Consider the following 24,689-nt stretch of genomic DNA (forward strand, 5'->3'; position numbering starts at 1 on the left):
GGGAAACTCCCGCCTGTGAATTTATTGCTGCGGTTGCCGCTCCAACTGCGGCGGCGGCTGGCGAAAGCGTCGGGTCAGCCAGGCCAAATAGCCGAAGCCCAGCGTCGCCCAGATAAGCCCCATGGTCAGCGAGCTTTTCTCCAGGTTCAGCCACAGCACCCCCACCGTCAGCGCCCCCACCAACGGCAGGAACAGGAAGTTGAAGCGATCCTTCCAGCTTTTGTTGCGCCCTTCGCGAATAAAGAAGTGGCTGATCACCGACAGGTTAACGAAGGTAAAGGCCACCAGCGCGCCGAAGTTGATCAGCGCCGTGGCGGTCACCAGATCGAATGACAGCGCCGACAACGCCACCAACCCGACCATCAGTACGTTCAGCGCCGGCGTACGCCATTTGGGGTGGATATAGCCGAAGAATTTCTCCGGGAACACGTTGTCACGCCCCATCACGTACAGCAGGCGCGACACGCTGGCGTGCGACGCCAGGCCGGAGGCCAGCGTGTTGATAAAGGTCACGCACAGGAAGATCGATTGGAACAGCTTGCCGCCGACGTACAGCGCAATCTCCGGCAGTGCGGCGTCGGGCTGATGAAAGCGTTGAATGGACGGGAAAAACAGCTGAATGAAGAACGACACGCTGATAAAGATCACCCCGCCGTACAGCGCGGTCAGGAAGATCGCGCGCGGGATCACCTTGGCGGCGTCGGGCGTCTCTTCACACAGCGTGGTGACTGCGTCAAAGCCGAGGAACGAGAAGCACAGGATAGTCGCGCCGGTAATGATCGGCAGCAGGTGCGCATTCTCGCTGAGGAACGGCCGCAGGCTCCACACCGTACCCATCCCCTCGCCGTTGTGCAGGCCGCGTACCACCAGGTAGATAAATACCAGAATGATCGCCACCTGCGCCAGTACGAACAGGGTATTGAAGTTGGCCACCAGATTGACGCTTTTCAGGTTGATGGCGGTGATCAGAATCACGAAGCCCACCACCCACACCCAGGGCGGCACCTCCGGGAACAGCGCGGTCAGGTAGATCTTGGCCAGCAGCGTGTTGATCATCGGCAAGAACAGATAGTCCAGCAGCGACGACCATCCCACCAGGAAACCGACGTGCGGGTTGATCGCCTTCTGCGCATAGGTGTAGGCGGATCCGGCGGTGGGAAACTGGCGCACCAGTTTGCCGTAGCTGATGGCGGTGAACAGCACGCCGGCCAGCGCCAGCAGGTAGGAGGTCGGCACATGGCCGTCGGTGAGGCCGGAGACGATGCCGAAGGTGTCAAACACCGTCATCGGCGTCAGATAGGCCAGGCCCATCATCACCACCTGCCACAGCTTGAGGGATTTGCGCAGCTGCGGTTTGCCCGCCTGGCCGCCGTCGATGGCTTTAGTCGTCATGGCATTTCCCCTTTTGGTCCTCTGCTGTCAACCGTGCAACGTCATTCAGAGAGGCCGCAGGGAAACTGCTGCTCAGGCGGCGGTAAAAACGGGTTGGGATCGCTGTCGGGCGGCCGGCGACCGGCCCGTCGGCACTGCGGCACAGGCAAACGTCTGCGCAGGGGGATGACTGAGTCATGGTTATTTCCTCGTCGGCGTCCTGTACGCCGTGATAGAAGAAATTCTGTACCGCAGCGCGCAGCCTCGCCGGCCACAGGAGAGCCGATGAAATGCGCCGGACGCGCGCGGTAGTCACAGGGTGAGCGGGATCAGGCGTTTTTCAGCATCCACTCGATCTCGGTTTCGGTGATCAGGCGCTCAAACTGCACCAGCTCATCGGTTTTGCAGGCCAGGTAGACATGGCTGAAGCGTTCGCCCAACAATGCATTGAGCACCGGCTGATGTTCGAACTCGTACAGGGCGTCGCTCTGGCGGATCGGGAACGGCAGCCCGTCCTGCTCCAGCCCGTTGCCGGTCACCGGCTCAGGCAGCGGCAATGCGGTTTCCAGGCCGTAGACGATGCCGGCCAGAATGGTCGCCATCACCAGATACGGGTTGGCGTCGGCGCCCGCCACGCGATACTCCACCCGGTGGTTATCGCGATCGCCGCAGGGAATGCGCAGCGCCACGGTGCGGTTGTTATGCCCCCAGGAGGCCTGGGTCGGCACATACATGCCGGGCTGGAAGCGGCGGTAGGCGTTTACGTTCGGCGCCAGCAGCGCCATCGAGGACGGCATCAGGGCGATCATGCCCGCCAGCGCCTGTTTCAGCAGCGCCGAATCTTCGCCGTCGTCATCGGCGAACACGTTGTCGCCTTGCGCATTCAGCATGCTGATGTGCACGTGCATGCCGCTGCCGGCGTGCTCTTCATACGGCTTGGCCATAAAGGTCGCCTGCATATTGTGGTTCTCGGCCACCATGCGCACCAAGCGCTTCAGTGCCAGCGCATGGTCGCAGGCCTGCAGCACATCGTCGGTATGGTGCAGGTTGACCTCGAACTGCCCCGGCGACGCCTCCGCCACCGCGCCGTCCGCCGGAATGCCCTGCAAACGCGCCAGTTCGTCGATCTCGCTCAGCACGTCGGCGAAATGGTTCAGGTTATCGACGGAGTACACCTGGCTTTGGGTGTTGCGTTCTTGCGTGCCCGGCGCGCACGGCGGCTGCAGATAGCCCTCCGCGTCGCGTTGACGATCGATGAGATAGAACTCCAACTCTACCGCTACCGCGGGGGAAAGCCCGCGCTGACGCAAACGCTGCCACACTCGGTTCAGCACATTGCGCGGTTCAACGTCAAAGGGAGTGCCATCTTCATCCAACATGGTGAGCAGCACCTGTGCGATATATTGCGGGTCCGCCGCCGACGGCGTCAGCGTGCCCGGCACCGGCACGCACACGTGATCCGGCTCGCCCAACTCCTGCCCCAGCCCGGCCTCTTCCACCACGTTGCCGAGAATATCCATCGCAAATACCGACGCTGGGAAGTAACAGCCCTTCTCCAGTTTGTTCAGGCCGCCGACCGGGATGCGTTTGCCGCGGAAGCTGCCGTTCAGATCGGTCAACAGTACGTCGACATGTTGGGTTAACGGATAACGTTCCAGATACTTCTTCACTTCGCGCTGGAACGCGCTACTTCGTCTCTCTTCACTGTGCTGAACAAAGTTTTCCACTTCTACGATGTTGGTCTGCATGGTTCACCCGCCGTTTGTGTTTTGCTGTCGTCGATGTTTATTGACCGTCTTGTTCAATATAATGCCCACAATTGAAACGTAGATGAAACAAATTTGTTTTGCAAGTGTTACTTTTGGTTTGAATATTGGCCAATCGACTGCTAGATTTATAGAATATTGAACGAAATCGGCGGTGGAGAAGCTTATCGTTCATAATTTCGAACGTACCAAGGGGATAGCATGGACAATATATTTAACAGACCAGTCATCGGCGTCGTCATGTGCAGGTATAGGTTAAACGGGCACCTCACACAGACCTTGCAAGAAAAGTACCTGAATGCCGTTATCACCGCCGGCGGCTTGCCGATCGCCCTGCCGCACGCGCTGGCGGAGCCTGAGATGCTGGCGGAACTGTTGCCGCGCCTCGACGGCATTTTGCTGCCGGGCAGCCCCAGTAATGTGCAGCCGCACCTTTATGGTGAAAACGGCGATGAGCCTGACGCCGATCCTGGCCGAGACGCGTTGAGCCTGGCGCTGATCCGCCAGGCATTCGACAGGCGCATTCCCCTTTTCGCCATTTGCCGCGGCATGCAGGAGATGGTGGTCGCCACCCAAGGCACCCTGCATCGCCGCCTGTACGAACTGCCCGAGCTGCTGGAGCATCGTGAAGATCACGACCTGCCGCTGGAACAGCAATACGCCCCCGCCCACGAAGTCATCGTTCAGGAAGGGGGGCTGCTTTCGCAACTGATACCGGATTGCAACAGATTCTGGGTGAACTCGCTGCACGGCCAGGGCGCCAAAACCCTGGGCGCGAGCGTTCGCATCGAGGCGCACGCCGCCGACGGGCTGGTGGAGGCGATCAGCGTGCGCGATCAGCCCTTCGCGCTCGGCGTGCAGTGGCACCCGGAGTGGAACAGCGACGAGTATGCCCTATCGCGCCTGTTGTTTGATGGTTTCATTACCGCCTGTCGGAACTATCAAAAGGAAAAACGCCCATGAGCGACGTCAGCTTGGCACCGGGAAAACGTCTGTCGCAGATCCGTCAACAATTAGGGTTGTCGCAGCGCCGGGTCGCCGAACTGTCTGGGTTAACCCACAGCGCCATCAGTACTATCGAGCAAGACAAGGTCAGCCCGGCCATCAGCACGCTGCAAAAGCTGCTGACGGTATACGGTCTGTCGCTGTCGGCGTTTTTCGCCGAACCGGAAAAACCGGCTGAGCCGCAGATCGTGATAGACAGCGACGACCTGATCGAGATCGGCAGCCAGGGCGTATCGATGAAGCTGATCCATAACGGCGATCCGAATCGCACGCTGGCAATGATGATCGAGACCTACGAACCGGGCACCACCACCGGCGAGCGCATCAAACACCAAGGGGAAGAGATCGGCACGCTGCTGGAAGGCGAAGTGGTGCTGCAGGTCAACGGCCAGAGCTATCACCTGCAGGCCGGGCAGAGCTACGCCATCAATACCGGCATTCCCCACAGTTTCAGCAACACGTCGGCGCGCATTTGCCGGATTATCAGCGCCCATACGCCGACGACATTCTGATCAACGGAGCCAGGCATGAACTTTCACCATTTGCAGTATTGGCAACAACGGGCGCAGGCCCTGAAGATTGAGCACCAGCTGTTTATCGACGGCCGCTACCAGCCGGCCGCCGCGGGGAAACGTTTCGCCGTCGAAGATCCCGCCGGTCGCCGTGAGCTGGCGCAGGTCGCGCGCGGCGAAGCCGCCGACATCGATCGGGCGGTCAGCGCGGCGCGCGCCGCCTTTGAACGCGGCGACTGGGCCCAGGCCGCGCCGGCGCAGCGCAAAGCCACGCTGCTGCGCTTCGCCGAGCTGATGGAACAGCATCACGAAGAGCTGGCGCTGCTGGAAACGCTGGACACCGGCAAACCGATTCGTCACAGCCTGCGCGACGACGTGCCGGGCGCTATCCGCTGCATCCGCTGGTACGCCGAAGCGATCGACAAGGTGTACGGCGAAATCGCCCCTACCGGTCGCGAGGCGCTGGCGCTGATCGAACGCGAGCCGATCGGCGTGGTCGGCGCCATCGTGCCCTGGAACTTTCCGTTGCTGCTGGCCTGCTGGAAGCTCGGCCCGGCGCTGGCCGCCGGCAACAGCGTGGTGCTCAAACCCTCCGAAAAATCGCCGCTGAGCGCCATCCTGCTCGGCAAACTGGCGCAACAGGCCGGGCTGCCGGACGGCGTGCTGAACGTGGTGCCCGGCTACGGCCACGACGCCGGCAAGGCGCTGGCGCTGCACCGCGACGTCGACGCCCTCACCTTTACCGGCTCTACGCTGGTGGCGAAACAGCTGATGATTTACGCCGGCGAATCAAACATGAAGCGTGTCTGGCTGGAGGCCGGCGGCAAAAGCGCCAACATCGTCTTCGCCGACTGCCCGGATCTGGATCAGGCCGCCCGCAGCGCCGCCGCCGGCATCTTCTACAATCAGGGGCAGGTGTGCATCGCCGGCACTCGCCTGCTGGTCGAAGCGAGCATAGAGCAAGCGTTCCTGCAGGCGCTGCGCAAACACGCGGCGGCTTTCGTGCCCGGCGATCCGCTCGATCCCGACACGGTGATGGGAACGCTGATCGACAGCGGCCACTGCGAGAAAGTGGCCGGCTATATCGATCGGGGGCTGAGCCAGGGCGCCGCGCTGTTCCTCGACGGGCGCGACCATCCGCAGGGCGACCACGCCGGTTATCTGGGGCCGACCATCCTCACCCAGGTGGACAATGCCATGAGCGTGGCGCGCGATGAAATCTTCGGCCCGGTGCTGGCGGTGACGGCGTTCGACGACGAGCAACAGGCGCTGCAGCTGGCCAACGACAGCGACTACGGCCTCGGTGCCGCGGTCTGGACCCGCGATCTGGCGCGCGCGCACCGCATGGCGCGCCAACTGAAGGCCGGTACGGTGTTCGTCAACAACTACAACGACGGCGATATGACCGTGCCGTTCGGCGGTTACAAGCAAAGCGGCAACGGCCGCGACAAATCGCTGCATGCGCTGGACAAATTCACCGAATTGAAAACCACCTGGATCTCGCTGGAATAAGGGCTTACATCATGACTGAACACGTAAAAAGCTATTATGCGGCCACGGCCAACGCACATCAGCCCTATCCGCAACTGAATGAATCGATCGAATGCGACGTCTGCGTGATCGGCGGCGGCTATACCGGCCTCTCCTCCGCGCTGTTCCTGGTGGAAGCCGGTTACAACGTGGTGGTGTTGGAAGCGGCGCGCATCGGTTTCGGCGCCAGCGGCCGCAACGGCGGCCAGTTGGTCAACTCTTACAGCCGCGACATCGATGTGATTGAAGAGCGTTACGGCGCGGAAAGCGCCCGCCTGCTCGGCAGCATGATGTTCGAAGGCGCGGAGATCATTCGCAGCCGCATCAGCCGCTACGCCATCAACTGCGACTACCGCCCCGGCGGCATCTTCGCCGCCCTGAACAACAAGCAGTTCCATGCGCTGATCGAGCAAAAACGCAACTGGGAGCGCTACGGCAATACCCAGCTTGAGCTGCTCGACGCGGACCGGGTGCGCCAGGAGATCGCCAGCGATCGTTACGTCGGCGCGCTGCTCGATCACAGCGGCGGCCACATCCATCCGCTCAATCTGGCGCTGGGCGAGGCCGAGGCGATTCGCCTGCAGGGCGGGCGCATCTTCGAGCAATCGGCGGTGACGAACATTCGCCACGGCGAACCGGCGCTCATCAGCACCGCCAATGGCCAGGTGAAGGCGCGCTTCGTCATCGTCGCCGGCAACGCCTATCTGGGCGATAAGCTGGAGCCACGGCTGGCCAAGCGCAGCATGCCGTGCGGTACCCAGGTGGTGACCACCGAACCGCTGGCGCCGGAGATAGCGCAGGCGCTGATCCCGCAGAATTACTGCGTGGAGGACTGCAACTACCTGCTGGATTACTACCGCATCACCGCCGATCATCGTCTGCTGTACGGCGGCGGCGTGGTGTACGGCGCGCGCGATCCGGACGACATCGATAACCTGATCCGGCCGAAGCTGCTGAAGACCTTCCCGCAGTTGAAAGGGGTGCGTATCGACTATCGCTGGACCGGCAACTTCCTGCTGACGCTGTCGCGCATGCCGCAGTTCGGTCGGCTGGAGAATAACGTGTACTACATGCAGGGATACAGCGGCCACGGCGTGACCTGCACCCATCTGGCGGGCAAGCTGATCGCCGAGCTGATGCGCGGCGACGCCGAACGCTTCGACGCCTTCGCCAAGCTGCCGCACCTGCCGTTCTTCGGCGGACGCAATCTGCAGATCCCGTTCACCGCCATCGGCGCGGCCTACTACACGCTGCGCGATCGCATCGGCGTCTAAAACAACAGGCCCGGTCATGATGGCCGGGCCTGCGCATTAACGCTTAGACGATCTTCGGTTGGCCGTCCGAGGCGGTCGCCCCGCCATCGACCGGAATGTTGGCGCCATTGATAAAGCTGGCGTCGTCGCTGGCCAGAAACGCCATCACCGCCGCCACTTCTTCCGGCTCCGCCGCACGCCCCAGCGCGATGCGCTCATTGAACTTGTCGCGGATCTCCTGCGGCCAGCCGTTGGTCATGTTGGTTTTGACCAGGCTCGGGCAGACCGAGTTGATGCGCACGCCGTCACCGCCGTGATCCAGCGCCATGGCGCGCGTCAGGTTAACCACCGCGCCTTTCGCCGCGCAGTAATAGGCCGCGCCCCAGTCACCGCCCAGGCCGGACACCGATGCGGTATTGACGATGCAGCCTTTGGTTTTCAGCAAGTGCGGCAAGGCGAATTTGGAACAGAACACCACGCCGTCGATATCGACCCCGGCGATGCGACGCCAGTCGTCGATGCTGGTTTCCAGCACGCTGCCCGCCACGTGTACGCCGGCGTTGTTCAGCAGGACGTCGATGCGGCCCAGTTTTTCCGCCACCTCGTTCATCATTTTTTCAACCGCCACGTGATCGGAAACGTCGATATGCACCGCCATCGCGCGGCCCTTCGGCAGCGAAGCGGCGACCTTGTCTACCGCTTCCTTGGCCCAGTCGGCCAGCACTACAATGGCGCCTTCGGCGGAGAAACGCCGCGCCGCCGCTTCCCCCATGCCATTGCCCGCACCGGTGATAACCACGACTTTATTGTCAAAACGCATGAGACCTCCTCCATGTAAACGCATTTATATAAGTCATACAAATCTCATTGCCCCGAGGATAAGACGCAGGCTCCCTGAGAGCCAGTCAAAACGTGCGGTTTATTAACTAAAAGGAGGTATGCGAGTCATTTCAATGCGCTGGGTTAATCTTTATCGGATTTTGGCCAACACATTGATGGAGATAATAAAATTGCGGTCATTCACTATTTTCCTGGCGGATTGTCAGCAAGCGGGATTATTGCGGATAGACGGTTATGGCCGCTCAGAGATAAGCGATGCGAATGAAAAAAGCAGCCGCCCGCCGGCGGCCGCGACTATTTTTTCTCGATGGGGATCACCAGCAGATCGACGTTCAACTCATTGATCGCCTGACGCGCCGAAGAAACCAGCCGGCTCCAGACATCGTGGTGATGGCCGAAGATCACCAGATCGAACCCTTTTTCCTTCGCCACCCGATTCAGCTCCTCCGTCAACGCGCCACGGCTGACGATCACCTCTTCCACCGGATAGGAAGACTGCCCTTTGATCGCATTGAGCATATTCTTCACCCGCTCCGAAAACGTGCGATCGGTGTAGTTGTAATCTCCCACGCCCAGATCGACATAATAACCGGCGCGGTGAATATCGATATAAATCAGTGAAAGTTTGGCCTGGAGCGCGGCGGCCAACCTGGCGCCCTTGCCCAACAGGAACTCGGCGTCTTCGCTGAGATCCGTGGCGACAACGATATGCTGATAAGCCATGACGGCGGCCCTCCGCGTCAAACCCATGAACAGGATGGCGTTCCTTGCCGCATGTTTCTCATGCACCTTAAGTTTAGCCCAGCGCCGGCCCCCTCGCCTGCTGCAGTGTCGTTCTATTAATGGAACGATGCATCCCGGCTTTAGGCTCTACCGGATTTATCTCCTCTCTCTACACTGTAGGCAAGTGCTGAGTTTCAGCCTTATCAATCAAAGAAGATACCCACTGACCTCACGACGAAAAAAGGAAGACACCATGAGCACTCCAGCCAACTTCAACGGCCAGCGTCCTGTTATTGATGCTAATGACGCGGTCATGCTCCTGATTGACCACCAAAGCGGTCTGTTTCAGACCGTCGCCGATATGCCGATGACCGAACTGCGCGCTCGCGCCGCCGCCCTCGCCAGCATCGCCACCCTCAGCAAACTGCCAGTGATCACCACCGCCTCGGTGCCGCAGGGCCCCAACGGCCCGCTGATCCCGGAGATTCACCAGAATGCGCCGCACGCGCAATACGTCGCCCGTAAAGGGGAAATCAACGCCTGGGACAACCCGGACTTCGTGGCGGCGGTCAAAGCCACCGGCCGCAAAACCCTGATCATCGCCGGCACCATCACCAGCGTCTGCATGGCCTTTCCGTCCATCAGCGCGGTGGCCGAAGGCTATAAGGTCTTCGCGGTGATCGACGCCTCCGGCACCTACTCGAAAATGGCGCAGGAAATTACCCTGGCGCGCGTGGTACAGGCGGGCGTGGTGCCGATCGACACCGCCGGCGTCGCCTCCGAGCTGCAGGGCAGCTGGAACCGCGCCGACGCTCAGCAGTGGGCCGAGGTCTACACCAAAATCTTCCCGGCCTATCAGCTGCTGATCGAGAGCTACCTCAAGGCGCAGGACGTGGTGAAAAATAACGAACTGCTGGACTCGCAACGTTAAGATCGCGGGTATAAAAAACCCCGGCCAAGGCCGGGGCTATTAATCGTGTGCCGGTAACTTTCCCGGCTGTCATGTTATGGCGTAAGCGTCCATCCCACACTCCAACATTACGCAGACTAAGCGCGACTTTTTCACAACAGAAAAATAGACTGAAACGCGGCGTTATTAATTCTGCGGCAATCTGTTTTTCTGTTGCCAATAATCATTAATTATTGGAACGTCATCGAGGAATCGAACCCCAGTCCGCCAACGAATAATTTCGCTGCCGCTCTTCCTGCTGAGCTAATGACGTATCGAGAAAGACTCCGGGCGAACCCGGAGTTTATTCAGGCTGAGGATTTCATTGCTTAACTGCTCCGGCTTAAACCATCATCGCTGTCGTAAGACATTGCACCTCGGCCGAAAATTATAACGCGACCACGTTACCGGCAGAAGGCCCCTTCATGCCATTTTCGATAGTGAACTCAACCTGTTGGCCTTCGTCCAGCGTTTTGAAATCGTTGCTCTGGATAGCGGAGAAGTGTACGAACACATCTTTGCCGCCGTCTGCCGGGGTGATAAAGCCAAAGCCTTTACCTGCATCAAACCATTTTACCAAACCAGTCATTTTATTGGACATAGAGATATTTCCTTTATATTTTTGCGACGCCATAGGGCGATAGAGGTCTGTTTTTATTGGAAACTTATGGGGCACTAGAGAAGAGAATTCGCGGAAGAAGAGGTATCTGAGGGATATCGCTAATACTGAGAACTGCTTTACTAAAACTGCTTTCATAAGGTCTGTACTACAAACCGATGACGCTATTTACACACAGCTAAATTATTTAAGCAAGATATATTTTAAATTATATTCATCTGCCTCATAAATTTATTACCGCAAAGCACCGCCTGCATCTGCCGCTAACGGCCTATGAAAAAATTTTTTCGCACTGCTGGATCATACCGGCGATTCATTATAGAACTAGGTTCCCCCTTCTTACAGGCCGTTAACCGATGATTGATATGCCAGCCGTGCTCGCCGTCTTCACCGTGTATATTGTCGGCGTGGTGATCCCCGGCCCCAACTTTGTCGCCGTTGCACACAAAGCCGTTTCCGCGCGCCGCAGCGAGGCTTTCGCTCTGGTGGCAGGTATTGTCTTGGTCAACCTGTTCTGGGCGAGCAGCGCCCTGCTCGGCGTCGGCATGATTTTCACCCTGTTCCCTTGGCTGGCGCTGGCGGTAAAAGTGGCCGGCGCAGGTTATTTGATTTGGTTCGGTTATCGGCTGATCGCCCATGCAGCTCCCGGCTCAGGGGTTGTCGGCGCGGCGGGTGGGGTGAACTCCGGCTTCAGATCGGCATTCTTGCAAGGGGTCGCCACCAACATCGCCAACCCCAAATCCGTCGCCTTTTACGCCGCGGTGTTTTCGTCGGCGGCGCCTGCCCATGTCTCCATGCCCACCTTCGCCGCCATGCTGCTGGAGGTCGCGGTAGTCGCTAGCCTGTGGTATGGCCTGGTGGCGCTGGTGCTGTCGCACGCGCCGATCGCCAGCGCCTACCGACGCAGTAAAGCCTGGATCGATCGCGCCTGCGGCGTGCTGATCATCAGCCTGGGCATCAGGCAGCTCTTCAGCCGATGATTGCGATCCCCAGCCGCTCCAGCAGTTGAGCGGCCTGGTGACTGTCCATTTTAACGCCCTGCAGATCGGTGGTGCGCAAATCCAACTCGCCCAGTTCCGCGTTGCTCAGATCGCACTGGGTGACATCGGCGGCGCGCCAGTCAAAACCGGAGAATTCGCCGCCGGACAGATCGGAGCCGCTGAAGCTGGCGCCGAGCACCTGCGCGCCGTGCCAACGGTTTTCCCACAGCTCGCATTTCTCCAACACCACTTTGGCAAAATTGGCGTAGCTCAGGTTGCTCTTGGTGATATAGGCGCTGCAAAACCAGGTGCGGCTGGTGATCATATTCATAAAGCTGGCGCCGCGAAAATCTGCTCCCTGCGCGCGACATTCGCGGATCTCCAACCCCAATGCGTCAACGTGGCGGAAATCGGCCATCGATAAATCGCAGCTTCTAAAACTCGCGTCTTTCAGGATTGCGCGGCTGAAGTTACCGCCCTGTCGGCTCTCGCGATCGTAAAATTGACAGCCGATAAATTCGGTGCCGGTCAGATCGGCGCCCGAAAAATCACACAGCATAAAGCTGCCGTTTTCAATTTTTTCGCCGGTAAAGCGGTTACGCGCGATCTTCTCACCCTTCAGCGCCAGGCTCATTGCAACACCCCTGTTTATTTATACAGTCAGTGCGGCATTTAATCCTATTCCGGCGCGGTTGGCAACCGCCGTCGCTCAGCGGCCATCCGCTGCGGGCGGTGCGAACGCCACCTTGACGATGCTGAAGCGCTTGACGCTTTCCGCCTGAGCGACGTCGGCAAAAAGTTTGGGGTAACGCGAGTTGACCACCCACACCTCGCCATCGCGCAGCGCGGCGCCAGTCGGCCCATCCAACCCCGGCGGCGCGGCGACGGCGACGATATGCGCGCTGGCCCAGCCGTCCGTCGAGGAGAGCAGCGACACGTCACCGGACATGCCCCCTGTTCTCCCCGGATAAGACTGTACGATCACCAATTCGTTGGCGTTTTTGAGCCGCAGCCCGTCCGGCCCTTTCAGCCGATGCGGCAGCCTGATTTCACTTATCGCAGGCGTGTTATCCAGCGTCACCTTCCACAGCAGCCCGCGGGTGTAGTCCGCCGCGATCAGGTAGCCATCCGGGTGATACACGATGCCGTTGAGATAAGGTTGCGTGCCCTGCGCAGCCGCAGGCGCGTCGGCGGGCAGCAGAAGCGATGAGCGCACCAGGATCGACACCTGGCGCGTTGCCCGGTCGATCTTGTAAATCTGCGGCTGGAAGCTGTCGGTGACGTAGATATTGCCCTGCGCATCGAGCGCCAGATCGTTGGCGAGCGTCGGCCCACGGCTTAACGAAGACAGATCGTACACCTGCTGCAGCGCACCGGTATCGAGACGAAATTCCAACACCTGCGCCACGCGATTGCGCGTGCCGGGCGAAGAGTGGAGGGACACCCCTACGTCTTCATTGCACACCAGCACCCGGTTGCGCTCGGTGTCCACCAGCATGCCGGAGGTGGTAATCAGTCCCTTGCCGGTGGAAAAACGCCGATAGCGGCCATCGGGATAAACCAGGCCAAGTTGCCCGCCGCGCAGGGAAGACACCAAAAACGCGCCGGCGCGCGCATTCCAGGCGACGCCCTCTGGGTAAGCGCCGGCGGGATCCGGCGAAAAGTCGATGCGTTGCGTCGCGTGCGCCTGCACAAGGCCGCCGATGAACAGTGCGATGCCGGCCAGCCGGGCAGCGCACCGACGTTGCGGCAATAACAAAGAGAATACGCGGAAGGGAAACATGGGCGTGCACCTGATGAGGAGTCGGATCGCTAGGGTAGCGTCGCGCCGCCGGCGGCACCAGCCGGGAAAAAGGCAATACGCCGCTAAAAAAATCGCAGTAATCGGCGCAAAAAAAACCGCCCGATATGGGCGGTTGACGTGACGGCGAACCGTTACTTCAGGGCTTCCTGAATAGCGTCGGCCATCGGGCCGATGTGCTTCTCCGCCGCCTTCAGCTGGAAATCCACGCCGTTGCCATCGTTGGTGTCTGACAGCGTAGCCTTGATAAGCTCCAGCGCCGCCTGCACCGCCACCAGCCGCTTGTGCTGTTCGTCCGTGACCGGTTCGGCGCCCATGTTTGCCGGATAGTAATGCTCTAACATCGCGATCTCCTTTTGATGACGTTAAACCTTAACCTACCAGAAAACCGCGCATTTATTAAGGAAACCGCGCCCGGCGCGGCCGAATGGCGATAAATTGCACTATACTGGGCAAACCCGCCCTCCTGCCACAGGATCACCGCCATGTCATTCCAGGGAAGCTGCCACTGCGGCGCCGTCACCTTCTCCGTAGACGCCGAACTGCCGACCGAAGCCCTCAGCTGCAACTGTTCGATTTGCCGCCGCAAAGGGCTGCTGCTGTCGTTCTTCCCCATCAGCGCTTTCACGCTCAACAGCGGTCAGGACCAGCTCAGCACTTACACTTTCAATCACCACAGGATCCGCCATCAGTTCTGCCGTGTCTGCGGCGCCCAGCCCTTCGCCTACGGCACCGCGCCGGACGGCGCCGCGATGTGCGCCGTTAACCTGCGCTGCGTGCCTGACGTCGCGCTGGATGCGTTGCAGATCCACACCTACGACGGCGCCAGCGTCTGAGATCCCGCGTTTTCAGCGGTAAACGGAGAACTTTTTGGTGAGCGGCTTAAGCTGTTCGGTGTCGCCGTAGAGCGCCACCGCCACGAAATCCAGCTGCTCGTAAGGGGTGTTGGCGGTGTCGGCGATCTGCTGTTCGGCGGAGTGCGACAGCATAGTGGTGGTGAAGAAGTTGGCCAACACGCCCTCTTCCTTGCACTTCAGAATCAGGTTGCTGAGCTGGCTACTGTTCTTGGCCTGCAGGATCACGATCGGATAGTGGCTCATATTGGCGCTGACGCCGTCGAGGCTGCTCGGATAATGGTGAAACTCGCGCTGCTCGATAAGATCGGTGATGCCTGCCGTCAGATGGCAGGAGGCGTTAAACAGCGTGGCCGGTTCGTGGTTGCGGTTGAGGATGATGTAGAATTTTTTCTCGTTGTCGCTGTACATACTCTTCTCCTTGAATAGGCAGCCAGTTTTACCCAAGCTGCACACGGTTTCAAGGCGTGAAAAGGGGCCGCGTTCGGCCCCCATGATAACGCTGCCGGCTCAGACGGCGCCTTCACCTGGGCCGAGCGGTTGCGCCACCTGATGCAGCACGGTGATGTTCTGCAGGATAGTGCCGCCGTCGATCGGTTTCATCTGGCCATCGCGATCTTTATAGTGCGTCGGTTTGGCCCCGTGGAAGAACAGGCCGGCGTTGACCTGCACGCCCAGATAACCGGCGCTTGGCGGCAGGCGCTGCACGTCGGTCCAGGGGTTGGAGACCGGCACGAACTGGAATCCCTCGCCCGTCTTCACATACAGCGGGCGCAGCAGCGTGACAAAGGCCATCAGCGGCGACAGCGCCTCTTTGAAGATCTGAACCGGCCGATCGACCGTCATCAGGAAGCCATGCGGCTGTTCCTCTACCGTGTCGAAGGTCAGGCTGCTGCTGATATCGTCACCCCGGCCGCCGTAGCTCCACTCCATCACCGGCGCTCCGTTTTCATTCATCATCTCTGACATACACTGCTCCTTATAAATAAAATTGATCGGGCACGCTCGCTGCGTGCCGGAACAGTAAACCGCTGAACGGGCGCCGGCGTCCACGCAGGGCGGCACGCTGGCGAACCAAACAACGAGGCGCACAAAATAAAGCTCGAAATGAATAATTTCCCCGCGTGACAGCGCAGCATTTGAACGACTTCTGTCGTAGCGCAGACGCATAGTGAGGGCGTTACCGCCACTGGAGAGTGTTATGACTGCGATTAAACCGGACGCCATTGACCGCGTTTCCCCCGCCGCCACGCCCTGGCTAGCCGTCATCAATGTGCTGTTCGCCGGCATCGCCGCGGCGCTGCACGTGGGCAAGGCCACCATTGCCTTGCCGGCGCTGCAGGCCGAGTTTGGCCGTTCACTGGAGACGCTAAGCTGGGTCATCTCGGCGTTTCCTTTCGTCGGGGTGTTCGGCGGCATCGCCGCCGGGCTGCTGGTGCGCCGCTGGGGCGATCGGCGGCTGCTGGCGCTGGGATTGCTGATCGTCAGCGCCGCCAGCTTTACCGGCGCCACGCTGCACGACTTCAGCGGCTTGATCGTCAGCCGCTTTGTCGAAGGCCTCGGCTTCGTCATCGTGGTGGTCGCCTCGCCGGCGGTGCTGAACCGCATCGTCGCCCCGGCGCAGCGCAGCCTGGTGTTCGGCATCTGGAGCACTTTCATGCCGGCGGGCATCGCCATTTCGCTGTTTTTCGGCCCTCACCTGGCGGGCTGGCAACAGAACTGGCAGGCCGGTGCGGCGCTGACGCTGCTGGCCGCGCTGCTGCTGCCGCTGACTACGCCGCGCCGCGCCGCCGACGCGCACGCTCCGCCGTTGCCGCTGCGGCAAGCGCTGGGCGCGATGCTGCGGGCGCGCCAGCCGCTGTTGCTGGCGCTGATGTTCACCGCTTATAACCTGCAGTTTTTCTCGGTGATGACCTTTTTACCGATCTTTCTGATGCAGCGCATCGGTCTGACGCTGGCGGCCGCCGGCGGCATCAGCGCGGCGGCGGTGGCCGTCAATATCCTCGGCAATCTCGCCGCCGGGTTCTTGCTGTCGCGCGGTCTGCGGGCCGGGAGCCTGCTCGCGGCCACCAGCCTGGTTATCGGCATCTTTGGCATCGGCATTTTCCTGCCGATGACGCCCAATGGCCTGCTGATCCCGCTATGCTTCCTGTTCTGCGCCATCGCCGGCATGCTGCCCGCGACGCTTCTGGCCGCCACGCCGGCGGCGACGCCAGAGCCCACGCTGCTGCCGCTGAGTCTGGGGTTGGTGATGCAGGGGAACTACCTCGGCCAGGTGATCGGCCCGGTCGCGCTGAGCGCCATCGTGGCCGCGGCCGGTTGGGCGGCGCCGACTTGGCTGGTGCTGGCGGCGGCGGTGTCAGGGGCGGGATTGGCGCTGATTTTTCGCCGCGGGCCACGCAATGCGGCGTAATGGCGCAATAATGAGAAAGGAGGTTCTATTTATTATTAGCGGTGCTGAATATTCCCTGGTGCGGGCGCGTGCTTATCGTGAAGGATAAGGCCAGTGATGATCCAGACCCGACAATGACAAGGCACCGGTCGCAACAAGATAAATCAGCAGACCGGCGAAAGCGATCAGTAATGCCTTTTCGATAACGGCAAGTCGTTTGTGTTCTGTCATTTGCATACTCCTGCGTGGTTCAGGCGAACGGCCGCCCTCATCAACACTAGAAAAGCCTGGCGCAGGGGGCAAGCGCAACACACAAAATGAAACACAATCAATAAATTTTGTTAACTATTTAGCGTTCTTTCTTTCCTTGTGCTGCCACCTGAGACTCGCGCGGCGCCCTCCTTTCCCCTTAGTAACCCTATGGAATACGCCGTTAAAAATCCCCTACCGGATAAGCAAAGGTAATGATAGTGTTGTTTTCATTCAGTTCATCTATGCTGAAAATTCATCTTTTGAGGGACGACTATGATGTCTAGAGGCATTTCCAAGGGATTCTTTATTCTGATCCTGTTCATCGTTACCGCCGCCTTTCTCGACGTGCTGGGGCCTTATTACTCCTCGGTGCTGTGGGCAATTATTCTGGCGGTGATTTTCCATCCGGTGAAAAAGAAGTTGAAGCAGTACGTCGGCGAACGCAACGGCGTGGTGTCGCTGCTGACGGTGGCGCTGATCTGCCTGATCGTGTTCACGCCGTTAGCGATCATCGCCTCATCGCTGGCGATGGAATTCAACATGATTTACACCAAGCTGCAGACCAACAACAGCCAATTGCCGACCATGCTGGCGGACTTCATGCGTCATCTGCCCGGCTGGGCGCAGCGCTTCCTGGCGGAACATAACCTCAACAGCGCCGCCGAGATCCAAAAACAACTTTCCGAGGTGGCGCTCAAGGGCGGGCAATACCTGGCGGGCAGCGTGTTCCTGATCGGCAAAGGCACCTTCAACTTCGTCGTCGGCTTCGGCGTGATGCTCTACCTGCTGTTCTTCCTGCTGAAAGACGGCCCGTATCTGGTGAACCTGGCGCTCGAAGCGCTGCCGCTCTCACAGCACGTGAAGCACCACCTGTTCGTGAAGTTCGCCGCCGTCTCCCGCGCCACCGTCAAGGGCACGGTGGTGGTCGCCGTGGTGCAAGGCGCGCTCGGCGGGCTGGCGTTTTACTTTACCGGCATCGACGGCAGCTTGCTGTGGGGCGCGCTGATGGCGTTCTTGTCGATCATCCCCGCCGTGGGCTCCGCCATCATCTGGGTGCCGGCGGTGATCTACTTCTTCGCCACCGGCATGCTGTGGAAAGGCATCTTCCTGGTGGTGTTCTTCGTGGTCGTAATCGGCCTGGTGGACAACATTCTGCGCCCGCTGCTGGTAGGCAAAGACACCAAAATGCCGGACTACCTGATCCTGATCTCCACCCTGGGTGGCATGGAGATTTACGGCATTAACGGCTTCGTCATCGGGCCATTGATCGCCGCGCTGTTCATCGCCTGCTGGAACATCCTGTCCGGCCGTGACAGCAAGGAAAACATCGAAGAGATCGACGAAGAATTCATCGAAGAAGGCAAGAATCATCCCGACGCGGCGGAGTAAACCTCTCGCGCCGTATCGCACCGGGGCCCGTTTGGGCCCCTTTTTTGTCTGTGGTATCCTTGCCGCGCTCACAAGGAAGAACGGGTTTCGTTATGCTTATTCTCTACGCCACGCTGGCCATCGCCTTCACCCTGCTGTGCCTGCTGGCCTTTATCTCTTGCGCTTACCAGCTTTCGAAGCAGGGCGATGTCAAATTTTTGGCCTCGCTTTCCGTGCTGATCTTCGCGCTGCTGGCCTTCTCAGCCGCTTACGGCTACGTCAACACCTGGCTGCAACAACAGGCGGTGGATGTCCGGCTGTATTAGCGCAGCGGGATGAAAAAAACCTGCTCCGGATCGCCGTCATCGAGATTGTCAATTTGGCCGCTGGCGACAAACCCGGCGTTCAACAGCAGCCGCTGCATCGGCAGGTTGGAGCGATTGGTGGAGGTGAACAGCTTCGGGTGCCGGCAGTGCAACTTAAGCGCCGCAATCAGCGCCTGCCCGACGCCCCGGCGGCGATAGCGCTCGCCGACCATCAGCATCTCCACAAAGCCGCAGCCGAAGAAGTGATAGTGCAGCACACCGTATCCCATCGCCATGCCCTGCTCCTCGGCAAGATAACAGACGCCCTGCCCGCACCAGGTGCGGATCTGCGCCGCGCGCTGCGGCTCGTATTCAGCGACGCTGTCGAGGGCGATCAGGGCTGCGGCATCGCTGTCGGTGGCCTGGCGAACAAACATGTTTTAATCCTCGTGCTGATGGATAACGGCGATACCGCATCAACGAAACGGCAACCGCGGCGGGATAGTTTTTACATCCCGGTCGAATTTTGTAATCCTATTATAGAGTTACTAAAACACACGCCAAGGAAGGAAAGCATTTCCCGATGAGAATACCGCAAATCTCCGCCGCCCTGCTGTTTACCCTGCTGCTGGCCGGCTGCCAGTTCCACAAAACCGTGTTCCCGCCGCCGTATATCGGCACCCCGCAAGAGATCGGCACCTACGAAGTGAAAGGGCTGACGTTCGTCACCACCGTCACCTTCAGCGGCCTGTTCGCCGAAGATCTGGTGCGCGAATACGCACAGAAACACCACTATCGCTACTATGTGGTAACGATGCGCAGCAACGGTTTTAAAGACCGAAGCGAGCGCGTGAGCGCGATGATGTATCGGTAGAGAGTGGCGCCACATGCCGTGAAATAATGCCGAAAAAACGGGCTTTAGCATGAGGAAGCGCTATACGAAATATTGCACAACCCAATACTCACAGGCCGCATGAAAATACGGCCTGTGACTTTGGTTTAATTGTCTGGCATCGCAGTGCCGTTTATTTTCACTGTGGACGAAATTCCAACGTGCTGCTTTTGACCGCTTCGTAAACCGCGGTCGTTGGCGGCTTAGGCAGACGCGCATTGGCGATTGCTTTGATCGCGGCCTGGCAAAGTTCCGGTTCCCCTTGTTCAGCCCGAATGCTGATCAGCATACCGTCCGGCGCCAGCTTGATGCTCAATCTGCAACGCTTGCCTGAGTAGGCTTCGGCATCTTTCAAATGGCTTTGAATCGCGGCCTGCAACTGGGCGATATAGTGTTCTTTCTCTTTTCCCGGCGCCTTTGGGTTGCCAAGGTTGGCGAAAAGATCGTCAACCTCTTTATTCACCGGATCGGTTTGGCTGGGGGCGGTGCTCTTGGCACACCCCGTTAATGCCAGCGCGAGCATCGCCGCCAATAATGTGGCGGCGCCGGTTTTAAAGCCTGAATGCGTGATTTTCATATCCCTGTCCTTATGGATGACTATCAGCCGAAATCAACGTGGTATTCGACAAGATCCCCGGCGCATACTTATACAGAATTAACGCCAAACCGCCAGAGACATTGCGAGTATCAAGCATCGGCATGCGGAGAATCGTGGGCCGATGATGACATGAAGCCATAGCGCCCCAGGCGGGGCGTATACCTGAAAACCCTGACCTTTCGATAACCTTGTTATCCGAACGAGCAATCACTCCATCAATAAATTAAGTTATTCTTAATTTTTTATCCCATTAGAAGCACTTTCAACCCTGGCAATCTGGAAAATCTGCCTATACTTACTTTCCTGATATTAAATTCTTTTAAGTAACCAGGATGGTAGGTATGAAAAGCAAACGCCCCTTTGCCGCGCTGCTGGCGGCAACAGCATTGATGTCCCTGGTGGGCTGCGCTTCCAATCAGGCGATCAAAACGACGGACGGCAAAACCATTGTTACCGACGGCAAGCCCCAGATCGATAAAGATACCGGATTGGTCTCCTATCGAAATGCTGAAACGGGCAAAACGGAACAGATCAATCGAGACCAGATTGCAAACATGAGTGAGTTGAATAACTAAAAGGAGCTTCAAATGAAAAAAGCGCTTGTTCTTCCCGCGATCGCCCTGGTTGCCATCGCCGCACTGTCAGGCTGCACACGCACCAGCTACGCTATTCATACCCACGATGGCCGAACGATCATCAGTGACGGCAAACCGAAAGAGACTTCTGCCGGGTTGATCGGGTATACCGACGCCAATGGCGTCAAACAGCAAATCAACAAGACGGAAGTCAAAGAGGTGTCGGAAATCCCTCATTAAGGTTCCGATAATCTGAGCCTGCTAAAACAAAGGGAGCCGATGGCTCCCTTTCTATTCAAACAGTAAGCGCGCCCATTGGCGTTTAACGATAACGTCGATAAACGCCTGACATTTCAGCAGACAACGTTGCCAGGTTTGCCATACGGATCTCCCCTTTCCCGGCGTCGAACAGCTATAATCCGAAAAGTGGAGTTTTTTAAAACGATAAGGAGGGAGTATGTACAAAACTATTTTGGTTCCCGTGGATATTACCGAGCCGGAATTAACACAGCAGGTCATCCCGCATGTCAACGCGCTCGCCAGGCTCGAAGACTCCCACGTCCATTTCCTGGCGGTGATCCCGTCGCGCGCCACCTACGCGGCCTTCGGCTTTGCCGCCACGGCGGCGGTGGAAACCAAAGATGAAACCATTGCGATAGCGACCGAGGGGCTGGCGAAAGCGGCAAAACAATTCAGCGTTCCCGAGGATCGAGTGACCACGCATGTCGCCGTCGGCGATCCCAAAGATCAGATCCTGGAACTCGCCGATGCGCTTAACGCGGAGATTATTGTGATGGGTTCCAACCGCCCTTCTGCAATGACTTACCTTCTCGGCTCGAATGCCACCGCGGTGGTGCGCCACGCCAATTGCCCGGTGCTGGTCGTGCGTGAATCGGCTAACGCCGCGCGGTGATCTTGTCCGATACCTTATGCATTCGGACAGTAGACAGTCAAAGGCCACCTCCTTCGGAGGTGGCTTTACACGAAGCCCCCTAAAAGGGGGCAATATTCGAGTTAATCCTGCACAACTCCATCTGCTGCTCGATCTCCTGGTCTTTCTCATCCTGATGCTTTACGTATCGTCTGATAATTTCCTCGTTTACCCTTACCGTATTCCCTTGCCCAAAAATGGTTGCCTCACAGCTTCTTGCGTATGTGCGGAAAACGACTGTAAAGGCGGATTGCACTGCGTCCTTTTAGGACATCCATCAACGTATAAGTCGATAGCTTCGGTGGGACAAATGCTCGTGAGTTGGTGAATATTTAGCTCCAAAACCTCACAGACCTTCATGTTGCAGAGGATGTAAATTGTTCAATAGAGCTCTTTCCCCACCTTGTCGCAAAGTATTTGAAATCGATACTTCGGCGTCCAGACTTGGTGGTATTTGCAACGACAGAACACATGTGATGAACTCCTGAATAAACCCATATTGGTAATTTCCAGCTTACTTGTGGTGAGTAAGCTGGAATATTCCGGCATGGGTTTCCTTCAGACTAGATCCTCCCAAGAATAATCCTTCCCCTCCCCCCAGCTTTCCAGCATAAATTTTTGGAAATCAGGTAGAATTGCAGCAAGGGCTTTTAATGTTTAAAGTGGACTTCCGGAGAATAAACAGTAAACTCTCCCTGCTCCCGCTTTCAGAATACCTTAGAGACAAATGCATTTAATTTCAGGAGTCTTAAAAGGCATACCCACACCATAAAAAAACCGCGCATAGCGCGGCTTTCTTGAGGAATAAGTTTTATTTAGCAAGCCAGTATTTTAACCTTTTTACAAACTCGTCTTGAACAGCTTTAGGGAGTTTGTATTTAATGTATGTGATATTTGATTGATGCTCGCCAAAAATATAAGAATCACGATTTGACTTTGATATTGACTTGATTTTATTGGCCAATTCCATCACTTCACTGTCATTTAGTGATGGGCTATCATCTTCTGATAGCAATAAGTTATGATCAAATCCATAAAATGAGAACTTGTTTTCTTTCTGTACTTTCAACTGAACCGATACATCACTACCGCAATGCTTGCATTTTATTGCTTCAGGATTTATTTCTTCAGCACAGAACGGGCATTTTACATATACATTGGTTGCCTTAGACGACGATTTCCCAAAGATGATCATCAAAATGGCGCAAATAGAAATAACTGATGATATCAGCAAGTGATTCTGTTTAGATGCGATCAAACCAATGTTATTGACACGTTCACCATAGCCAGTAAAAACATAGGTGTCCATGTTAAAAGCTATCAGCAGCCAAACGACACCTACTGCCAGCAATAAAAACCCAAACTCTCTCATTTAATCCTTTTCCTATAGAATAGTAATCCCCTTTGATGTTAACAGTTGAAGTTAAGAAGTTCACCCGTTAAAACGCAAAATCGTGATCGTTCGTTCCTGCCAATATCACTCGTAAGGGACACGATTACTTAGCTGACCGCACATGTGATGGAGCATCACGCCACCAGCGAGTACACACCAGCATGGTTCAGTTCATCCGTTCTCACTGAGATTATGATGACGTCGCCGATCAGCAACTTTCGTGAGATCAGCACAAATCCAGCCTCCGCACAGCGTGCCATGTAGAGGTTTTCACCACGATTCCATCAGCCGTCTGTCCGGGAATAATGAGGTAACTCGACCCCTTGTTCGTGCTGAAATCAATCTCGCGCAATTGCATAACAGCCCAGCTCTGTTGGCTCCGGCGCCAGATTGCGGCAGCGCAATAACCCATGCAATTGGAACAATAAAAAACGGGAGCCCTTAGGCTCCCGCTCTCATTCAAACGCAAACACACTTACATGTGTTTAACGATAGCGTCGCCAAACTCTGAACATTTCAGCAGTTTAGCGCCTTCCATCAGGCGTTCGAAGTCGTAGGTCACGGTCTTGGCGGCGATGGCGCCTTCCATGCCTTTAACAATCAGGTCAGCCGCTTCGAACCAACCCATGTGACGCAGCATCATCTCTGCGGACAGGATGATGGAGCCTGGGTTCACTTTGTCCTGGCCGGCGTACTTCGGCGCGGTGCCGTGAGTCGCTTCGAACAGCGCGCAGTCAGAGCCGATGTTGGCGCCCGGCGCGATGCCGATACCGCCTACCTGGGCCGCCAGGGCGTCGGAGATGTAGTCGCCGTTCAGGTTCATACAGGCGATCACGTCGTATTCCGCCGGGCGCAGCAGGATTTGCTGCAGGAAGGCGTCGGCGATCACGTCTTTAACCACGATCTCTTTGCCGGTGTTCGGGTTCTTGATCTTCAGCCATGGGCCGCCGTCGATCAGCTCGCCGCCGAACTCTTCGCGCGCCAGCTCATAGCCCCAATCCTTGAAGGCACCTTCGGTGAACTTCATGATGTTGCCTTTGTGAACCAGGGTCACGGAGTCACGGTCGTTGGTGATGGCGTATTCGATCGCCGCACGCACCAGACGCTTGGTCCCTTCCTCGGAGCATGGCTTCACGCCGATACCGCACTGCTCTGGGAAGCGGATTTTCTTCACGCCCATTTCGTCGCGCAGGAATTTGATCACTTTGTCCGCTTCGGCGGAGCCGGCTTTCCACTCGATGCCGGCGTAGATGTCTTCGGCGTTTTCGCGGAAGATCACCATGTCGGTCAGCTCAGGCTGTTTCACCGGGCTTGGAGTGCCCTGGTAGTAACGCACCGGGCGCAGGCACACGTACAGGTCCAGCTGCTGGCGCAGGGCCACGTTCAGAGAACGGATGCCGCCGCCGACCGGGGTGGTCAGGGGGCCTTTGATGGCGACGCGGTAGTCGCGGATCAGGTCCAGAGTTTCGTCCGGCAGCCACACGTCTTTACCGTAAACGTGGGTAGATTTTTCGCCGGTGTAGATTTCCATCCAGGAGATTTTACGTTCGCCGTGGTAAGCCTTTTTAACGGCCGCATCAACCACGTGGATCATGGCAGGAGTCACGTCAACGCCGATGCCGTCGCCTTCGATGAACGGGATGATCGGGTTATGAGGAACAACCAGTTTACCCTGGGCGTCAACCGTGATTTTTTTACCTTCTGCCGGAACAACTACTTTGCTTTCCATCAACCTCTCCTTCAAGCGCAATTTTGTTAATGCTTTGTAAGATGCGTGTAG

At 57.8% G+C, this 24,689-nt stretch carries 29 protein-coding genes and 2 pseudogenes; 14 read left to right on the forward strand and 17 right to left on the reverse strand.

The window, feature by feature from the left end:
* Positions 1-21: 21 nt before the first annotated feature.
* Complete coding sequence (locus ACJ8J1_RS09070; protein WP_033642803.1) at positions 22-1,392, reverse strand: APC family permease; 1,371 nt, start codon at positions 1,390-1,392, stop codon at positions 22-24.
* Positions 1,393-1,700: 308 nt separating this feature from the next.
* On the reverse strand, positions 1,701-3,119 hold the full coding sequence (locus tag ACJ8J1_RS09075; protein WP_033642802.1) for a glutamine synthetase family protein: 1,419 nt from the start codon (positions 3,117-3,119) through the stop codon (positions 1,701-1,703).
* Positions 3,120-3,338: 219 nt separating this feature from the next.
* Between ACJ8J1_RS09075 and puuD the strand changes: the two genes are divergently transcribed.
* Genes puuD through ACJ8J1_RS09095 form a run of 4 tightly spaced genes read left to right on the forward strand, consistent with a single transcriptional unit; the run spans position 3,339 to position 7,458 of the window.
* Positions 3,339-4,100: a gamma-glutamyl-gamma-aminobutyrate hydrolase gene (gene puuD, locus ACJ8J1_RS09080; RefSeq protein ID WP_025302552.1), complete on the forward strand. Its 762-nt coding sequence runs from the start codon at positions 3,339-3,341 to the stop codon at positions 4,098-4,100.
* The gene (gene puuR, locus ACJ8J1_RS09085) at positions 4,097-4,654 is read left to right on the forward strand and encodes an HTH-type transcriptional regulator PuuR (RefSeq protein WP_033642801.1); all 558 of its coding nucleotides are present in this window, start codon (positions 4,097-4,099) and stop codon (positions 4,652-4,654) included. The genes puuD and puuR overlap by 4 nt, the downstream gene beginning before the upstream one ends.
* Positions 4,655-4,669: 15 nt before the next feature.
* Positions 4,670-6,166 (forward strand): aldehyde dehydrogenase PuuC, encoded by a 1,497-nt coding sequence (gene puuC / locus ACJ8J1_RS09090; protein WP_033642800.1) that lies wholly within the window; start codon positions 4,670-4,672, stop codon positions 6,164-6,166.
* Between the two features lie 11 nt (positions 6,167-6,177).
* Positions 6,178-7,458 (forward strand): NAD(P)/FAD-dependent oxidoreductase, encoded by a 1,281-nt coding sequence (locus ACJ8J1_RS09095; protein ID WP_033642799.1) that lies wholly within the window; start codon positions 6,178-6,180, stop codon positions 7,456-7,458.
* 43 nt (positions 7,459-7,501) lie between these two features.
* Here ACJ8J1_RS09095 and ACJ8J1_RS09100 read toward each other — a convergent pair whose 3' ends face one another.
* Both ACJ8J1_RS09100 and ACJ8J1_RS09105 read right to left on the reverse strand, forming a co-directional pair.
* Complete coding sequence (locus ACJ8J1_RS09100; protein WP_016928044.1) at positions 7,502-8,257, reverse strand: SDR family NAD(P)-dependent oxidoreductase; 756 nt, start codon at positions 8,255-8,257, stop codon at positions 7,502-7,504.
* Between the two features lie 314 nt (positions 8,258-8,571).
* Entirely contained in the window at positions 8,572-9,000 is a 429-nt protein-coding gene (locus ACJ8J1_RS09105; protein WP_033642798.1) for a universal stress protein, read from the reverse strand.
* A 253-nt stretch (positions 9,001-9,253) separates the two neighbouring features.
* Between ACJ8J1_RS09105 and ACJ8J1_RS09110 the strand changes: the two genes are divergently transcribed.
* Positions 9,254-9,931, forward strand: coding sequence for an isochorismatase family protein (locus ACJ8J1_RS09110; RefSeq protein WP_016928046.1), 678 nt, complete (start codon positions 9,254-9,256; stop codon positions 9,929-9,931).
* 213 nt (positions 9,932-10,144) lie between these two features.
* On the opposite strand, the pseudogene ACJ8J1_RS09115 reads toward ACJ8J1_RS09110, so the two are convergent.
* Together ACJ8J1_RS09115 and cspE are read right to left on the reverse strand one after the other, a co-directional pair.
* Positions 10,145-10,223: pseudogene (locus ACJ8J1_RS09115) on the reverse strand.
* A 114-nt stretch (positions 10,224-10,337) separates the two neighbouring features.
* Complete coding sequence (cspE, locus tag ACJ8J1_RS09120; protein WP_004941268.1) at positions 10,338-10,550, reverse strand: transcription antiterminator/RNA stability regulator CspE; 213 nt, start codon at positions 10,548-10,550, stop codon at positions 10,338-10,340.
* A 374-nt stretch (positions 10,551-10,924) separates the two neighbouring features.
* Here cspE and ACJ8J1_RS09125 point away from each other — a divergent pair, with 374 nt between their 5' ends.
* Positions 10,925-11,548: a LysE family translocator gene (locus ACJ8J1_RS09125; protein ID WP_033642797.1), complete on the forward strand. Its 624-nt coding sequence runs from the start codon at positions 10,925-10,927 to the stop codon at positions 11,546-11,548.
* Here ACJ8J1_RS09125 and ACJ8J1_RS09130 read toward each other — a convergent pair.
* From ACJ8J1_RS09130 to ACJ8J1_RS09140, 3 genes are all read right to left on the reverse strand, one after another.
* On the reverse strand, positions 11,538-12,182 hold the full coding sequence (locus tag ACJ8J1_RS09130) for a Qnr family pentapeptide repeat protein (protein WP_033642796.1): 645 nt from the start codon (positions 12,180-12,182) through the stop codon (positions 11,538-11,540). The two genes, ACJ8J1_RS09125 and ACJ8J1_RS09130, sit on opposite strands and share 11 nt — an antisense overlap.
* Positions 12,183-12,257: 75 nt before the next feature.
* Entirely contained in the window at positions 12,258-13,331 is a 1,074-nt protein-coding gene (locus ACJ8J1_RS09135) for an SMP-30/gluconolactonase/LRE family protein (RefSeq protein ID WP_342185895.1), read from the reverse strand.
* A 152-nt stretch (positions 13,332-13,483) separates the two neighbouring features.
* Positions 13,484-13,693, reverse strand: a complete 210-nt coding sequence (locus ACJ8J1_RS09140; RefSeq protein ID WP_004941260.1) for a hypothetical protein — start codon at positions 13,691-13,693, stop codon at positions 13,484-13,486.
* 141 nt (positions 13,694-13,834) lie between these two features.
* Here ACJ8J1_RS09140 and ACJ8J1_RS09145 point away from each other — a divergent pair, with 141 nt between their 5' ends.
* A complete protein-coding gene (locus tag ACJ8J1_RS09145; RefSeq protein ID WP_033642794.1) occupies positions 13,835-14,185 on the forward strand; it encodes a GFA family protein in 351 nt (116 codons plus the stop codon).
* Positions 14,186-14,197: 12 nt separating this feature from the next.
* On the opposite strand, the gene ACJ8J1_RS09150 is transcribed toward ACJ8J1_RS09145, so the two are convergent.
* Positions 14,198-14,614, reverse strand: coding sequence for a DUF2000 domain-containing protein (locus tag ACJ8J1_RS09150; protein ID WP_033642793.1), 417 nt, complete (start codon positions 14,612-14,614; stop codon positions 14,198-14,200).
* A gap of 99 nt (positions 14,615-14,713) precedes the next feature.
* Positions 14,714-15,172 (reverse strand): hypothetical protein, encoded by a 459-nt coding sequence (locus tag ACJ8J1_RS09155; RefSeq protein ID WP_033642792.1) that lies wholly within the window; start codon positions 15,170-15,172, stop codon positions 14,714-14,716.
* 232 nt (positions 15,173-15,404) lie between these two features.
* Between ACJ8J1_RS09155 and ACJ8J1_RS09160 the strand changes: the two genes are divergently transcribed.
* The gene (locus tag ACJ8J1_RS09160) at positions 15,405-16,616 is read left to right on the forward strand and encodes an MFS transporter (protein WP_033642791.1); all 1,212 of its coding nucleotides are present in this window, start codon (positions 15,405-15,407) and stop codon (positions 16,614-16,616) included.
* A 72-nt stretch (positions 16,617-16,688) separates the two neighbouring features.
* Here ACJ8J1_RS09160 and ACJ8J1_RS09165 read toward each other — a convergent pair whose 3' ends face one another.
* A complete protein-coding gene (locus ACJ8J1_RS09165) occupies positions 16,689-16,826 on the reverse strand; it encodes a hypothetical protein (protein ID WP_016928056.1) in 138 nt (45 codons plus the stop codon).
* A gap of 294 nt (positions 16,827-17,120) precedes the next feature.
* Between ACJ8J1_RS09165 and ACJ8J1_RS09170 the strand changes: the two genes are divergently transcribed.
* Positions 17,121-18,236: an AI-2E family transporter gene (locus tag ACJ8J1_RS09170; protein WP_033642790.1), complete on the forward strand. Its 1,116-nt coding sequence runs from the start codon at positions 17,121-17,123 to the stop codon at positions 18,234-18,236.
* Positions 18,237-18,328: 92 nt separating this feature from the next.
* Positions 18,329-18,541: a hypothetical protein gene (locus ACJ8J1_RS09175; protein WP_033642789.1), complete on the forward strand. Its 213-nt coding sequence runs from the start codon at positions 18,329-18,331 to the stop codon at positions 18,539-18,541.
* On the opposite strand, the gene ACJ8J1_RS09180 is transcribed toward ACJ8J1_RS09175, so the two are convergent.
* Positions 18,538-18,957, reverse strand: coding sequence for a GNAT family N-acetyltransferase (locus tag ACJ8J1_RS09180; RefSeq protein WP_033642788.1), 420 nt, complete (start codon positions 18,955-18,957; stop codon positions 18,538-18,540). The two genes, ACJ8J1_RS09175 and ACJ8J1_RS09180, sit on opposite strands and share 4 nt — an antisense overlap.
* A 146-nt stretch (positions 18,958-19,103) precedes the next feature.
* Between ACJ8J1_RS09180 and ACJ8J1_RS09185 the strand changes: the two genes are divergently transcribed.
* Positions 19,104-19,394: a hypothetical protein gene (locus ACJ8J1_RS09185; RefSeq protein ID WP_033642787.1), complete on the forward strand. Its 291-nt coding sequence runs from the start codon at positions 19,104-19,106 to the stop codon at positions 19,392-19,394.
* Positions 19,395-19,551: 157 nt separating this feature from the next.
* Here ACJ8J1_RS09185 and tolA read toward each other — a convergent pair whose 3' ends face one another.
* Positions 19,552-19,989, reverse strand: coding sequence for a cell envelope integrity protein TolA (tolA, locus tag ACJ8J1_RS09190; RefSeq protein WP_033642786.1), 438 nt, complete (start codon positions 19,987-19,989; stop codon positions 19,552-19,554).
* 362 nt (positions 19,990-20,351) lie between these two features.
* Between tolA and ACJ8J1_RS09195 the strand changes: the two genes are divergently transcribed.
* The 3 genes from ACJ8J1_RS09195 to uspF all read left to right on the forward strand — a co-directional run bounded on the left by ACJ8J1_RS09195 (position 20,352) and on the right by uspF (position 21,498).
* Complete coding sequence (locus tag ACJ8J1_RS09195) at positions 20,352-20,585, forward strand: YgdI/YgdR family lipoprotein (protein ID WP_033642785.1); 234 nt, start codon at positions 20,352-20,354, stop codon at positions 20,583-20,585.
* A gap of 12 nt (positions 20,586-20,597) precedes the next feature.
* Positions 20,598-20,825 carry a YgdI/YgdR family lipoprotein gene (locus ACJ8J1_RS09200; protein ID WP_019454813.1) on the forward strand — a complete coding sequence of 76 codons (228 nt, stop codon included), beginning with the start codon at positions 20,598-20,600 and terminating at the stop codon, positions 20,823-20,825.
* Between the two features lie 217 nt (positions 20,826-21,042).
* Positions 21,043-21,498, forward strand: coding sequence for a universal stress protein UspF (gene uspF / locus ACJ8J1_RS09205; RefSeq protein WP_033642784.1), 456 nt, complete (start codon positions 21,043-21,045; stop codon positions 21,496-21,498).
* A gap of 79 nt (positions 21,499-21,577) precedes the next feature.
* Here the strand turns inward: uspF and tnpA are convergent.
* The 3 genes and pseudogenes from tnpA to icd all read right to left on the reverse strand — a co-directional run bounded on the left by tnpA (position 21,578) and on the right by icd (position 24,638).
* A pseudogene (gene tnpA / locus ACJ8J1_RS09210) lies at positions 21,578-22,014 on the reverse strand (IS200/IS605 family transposase).
* 313 nt (positions 22,015-22,327) lie between these two features.
* Positions 22,328-22,888 (reverse strand): zinc ribbon domain-containing protein, encoded by a 561-nt coding sequence (locus ACJ8J1_RS09215; protein WP_052133794.1) that lies wholly within the window; start codon positions 22,886-22,888, stop codon positions 22,328-22,330.
* Between the two features lie 496 nt (positions 22,889-23,384).
* A complete protein-coding gene (gene icd / locus ACJ8J1_RS09220; RefSeq protein WP_015377612.1) occupies positions 23,385-24,638 on the reverse strand; it encodes an NADP-dependent isocitrate dehydrogenase in 1,254 nt (417 codons plus the stop codon).
* Between the last annotated feature and the right edge of the window lie 51 nt (positions 24,639-24,689).

Origin of the sequence: Serratia sp. CY37869 (assembly GCF_052168895.1) — a bacterium.
Taxonomy (GTDB): domain Bacteria; phylum Pseudomonadota; class Gammaproteobacteria; order Enterobacterales; family Enterobacteriaceae; genus Serratia; species Serratia ureilytica.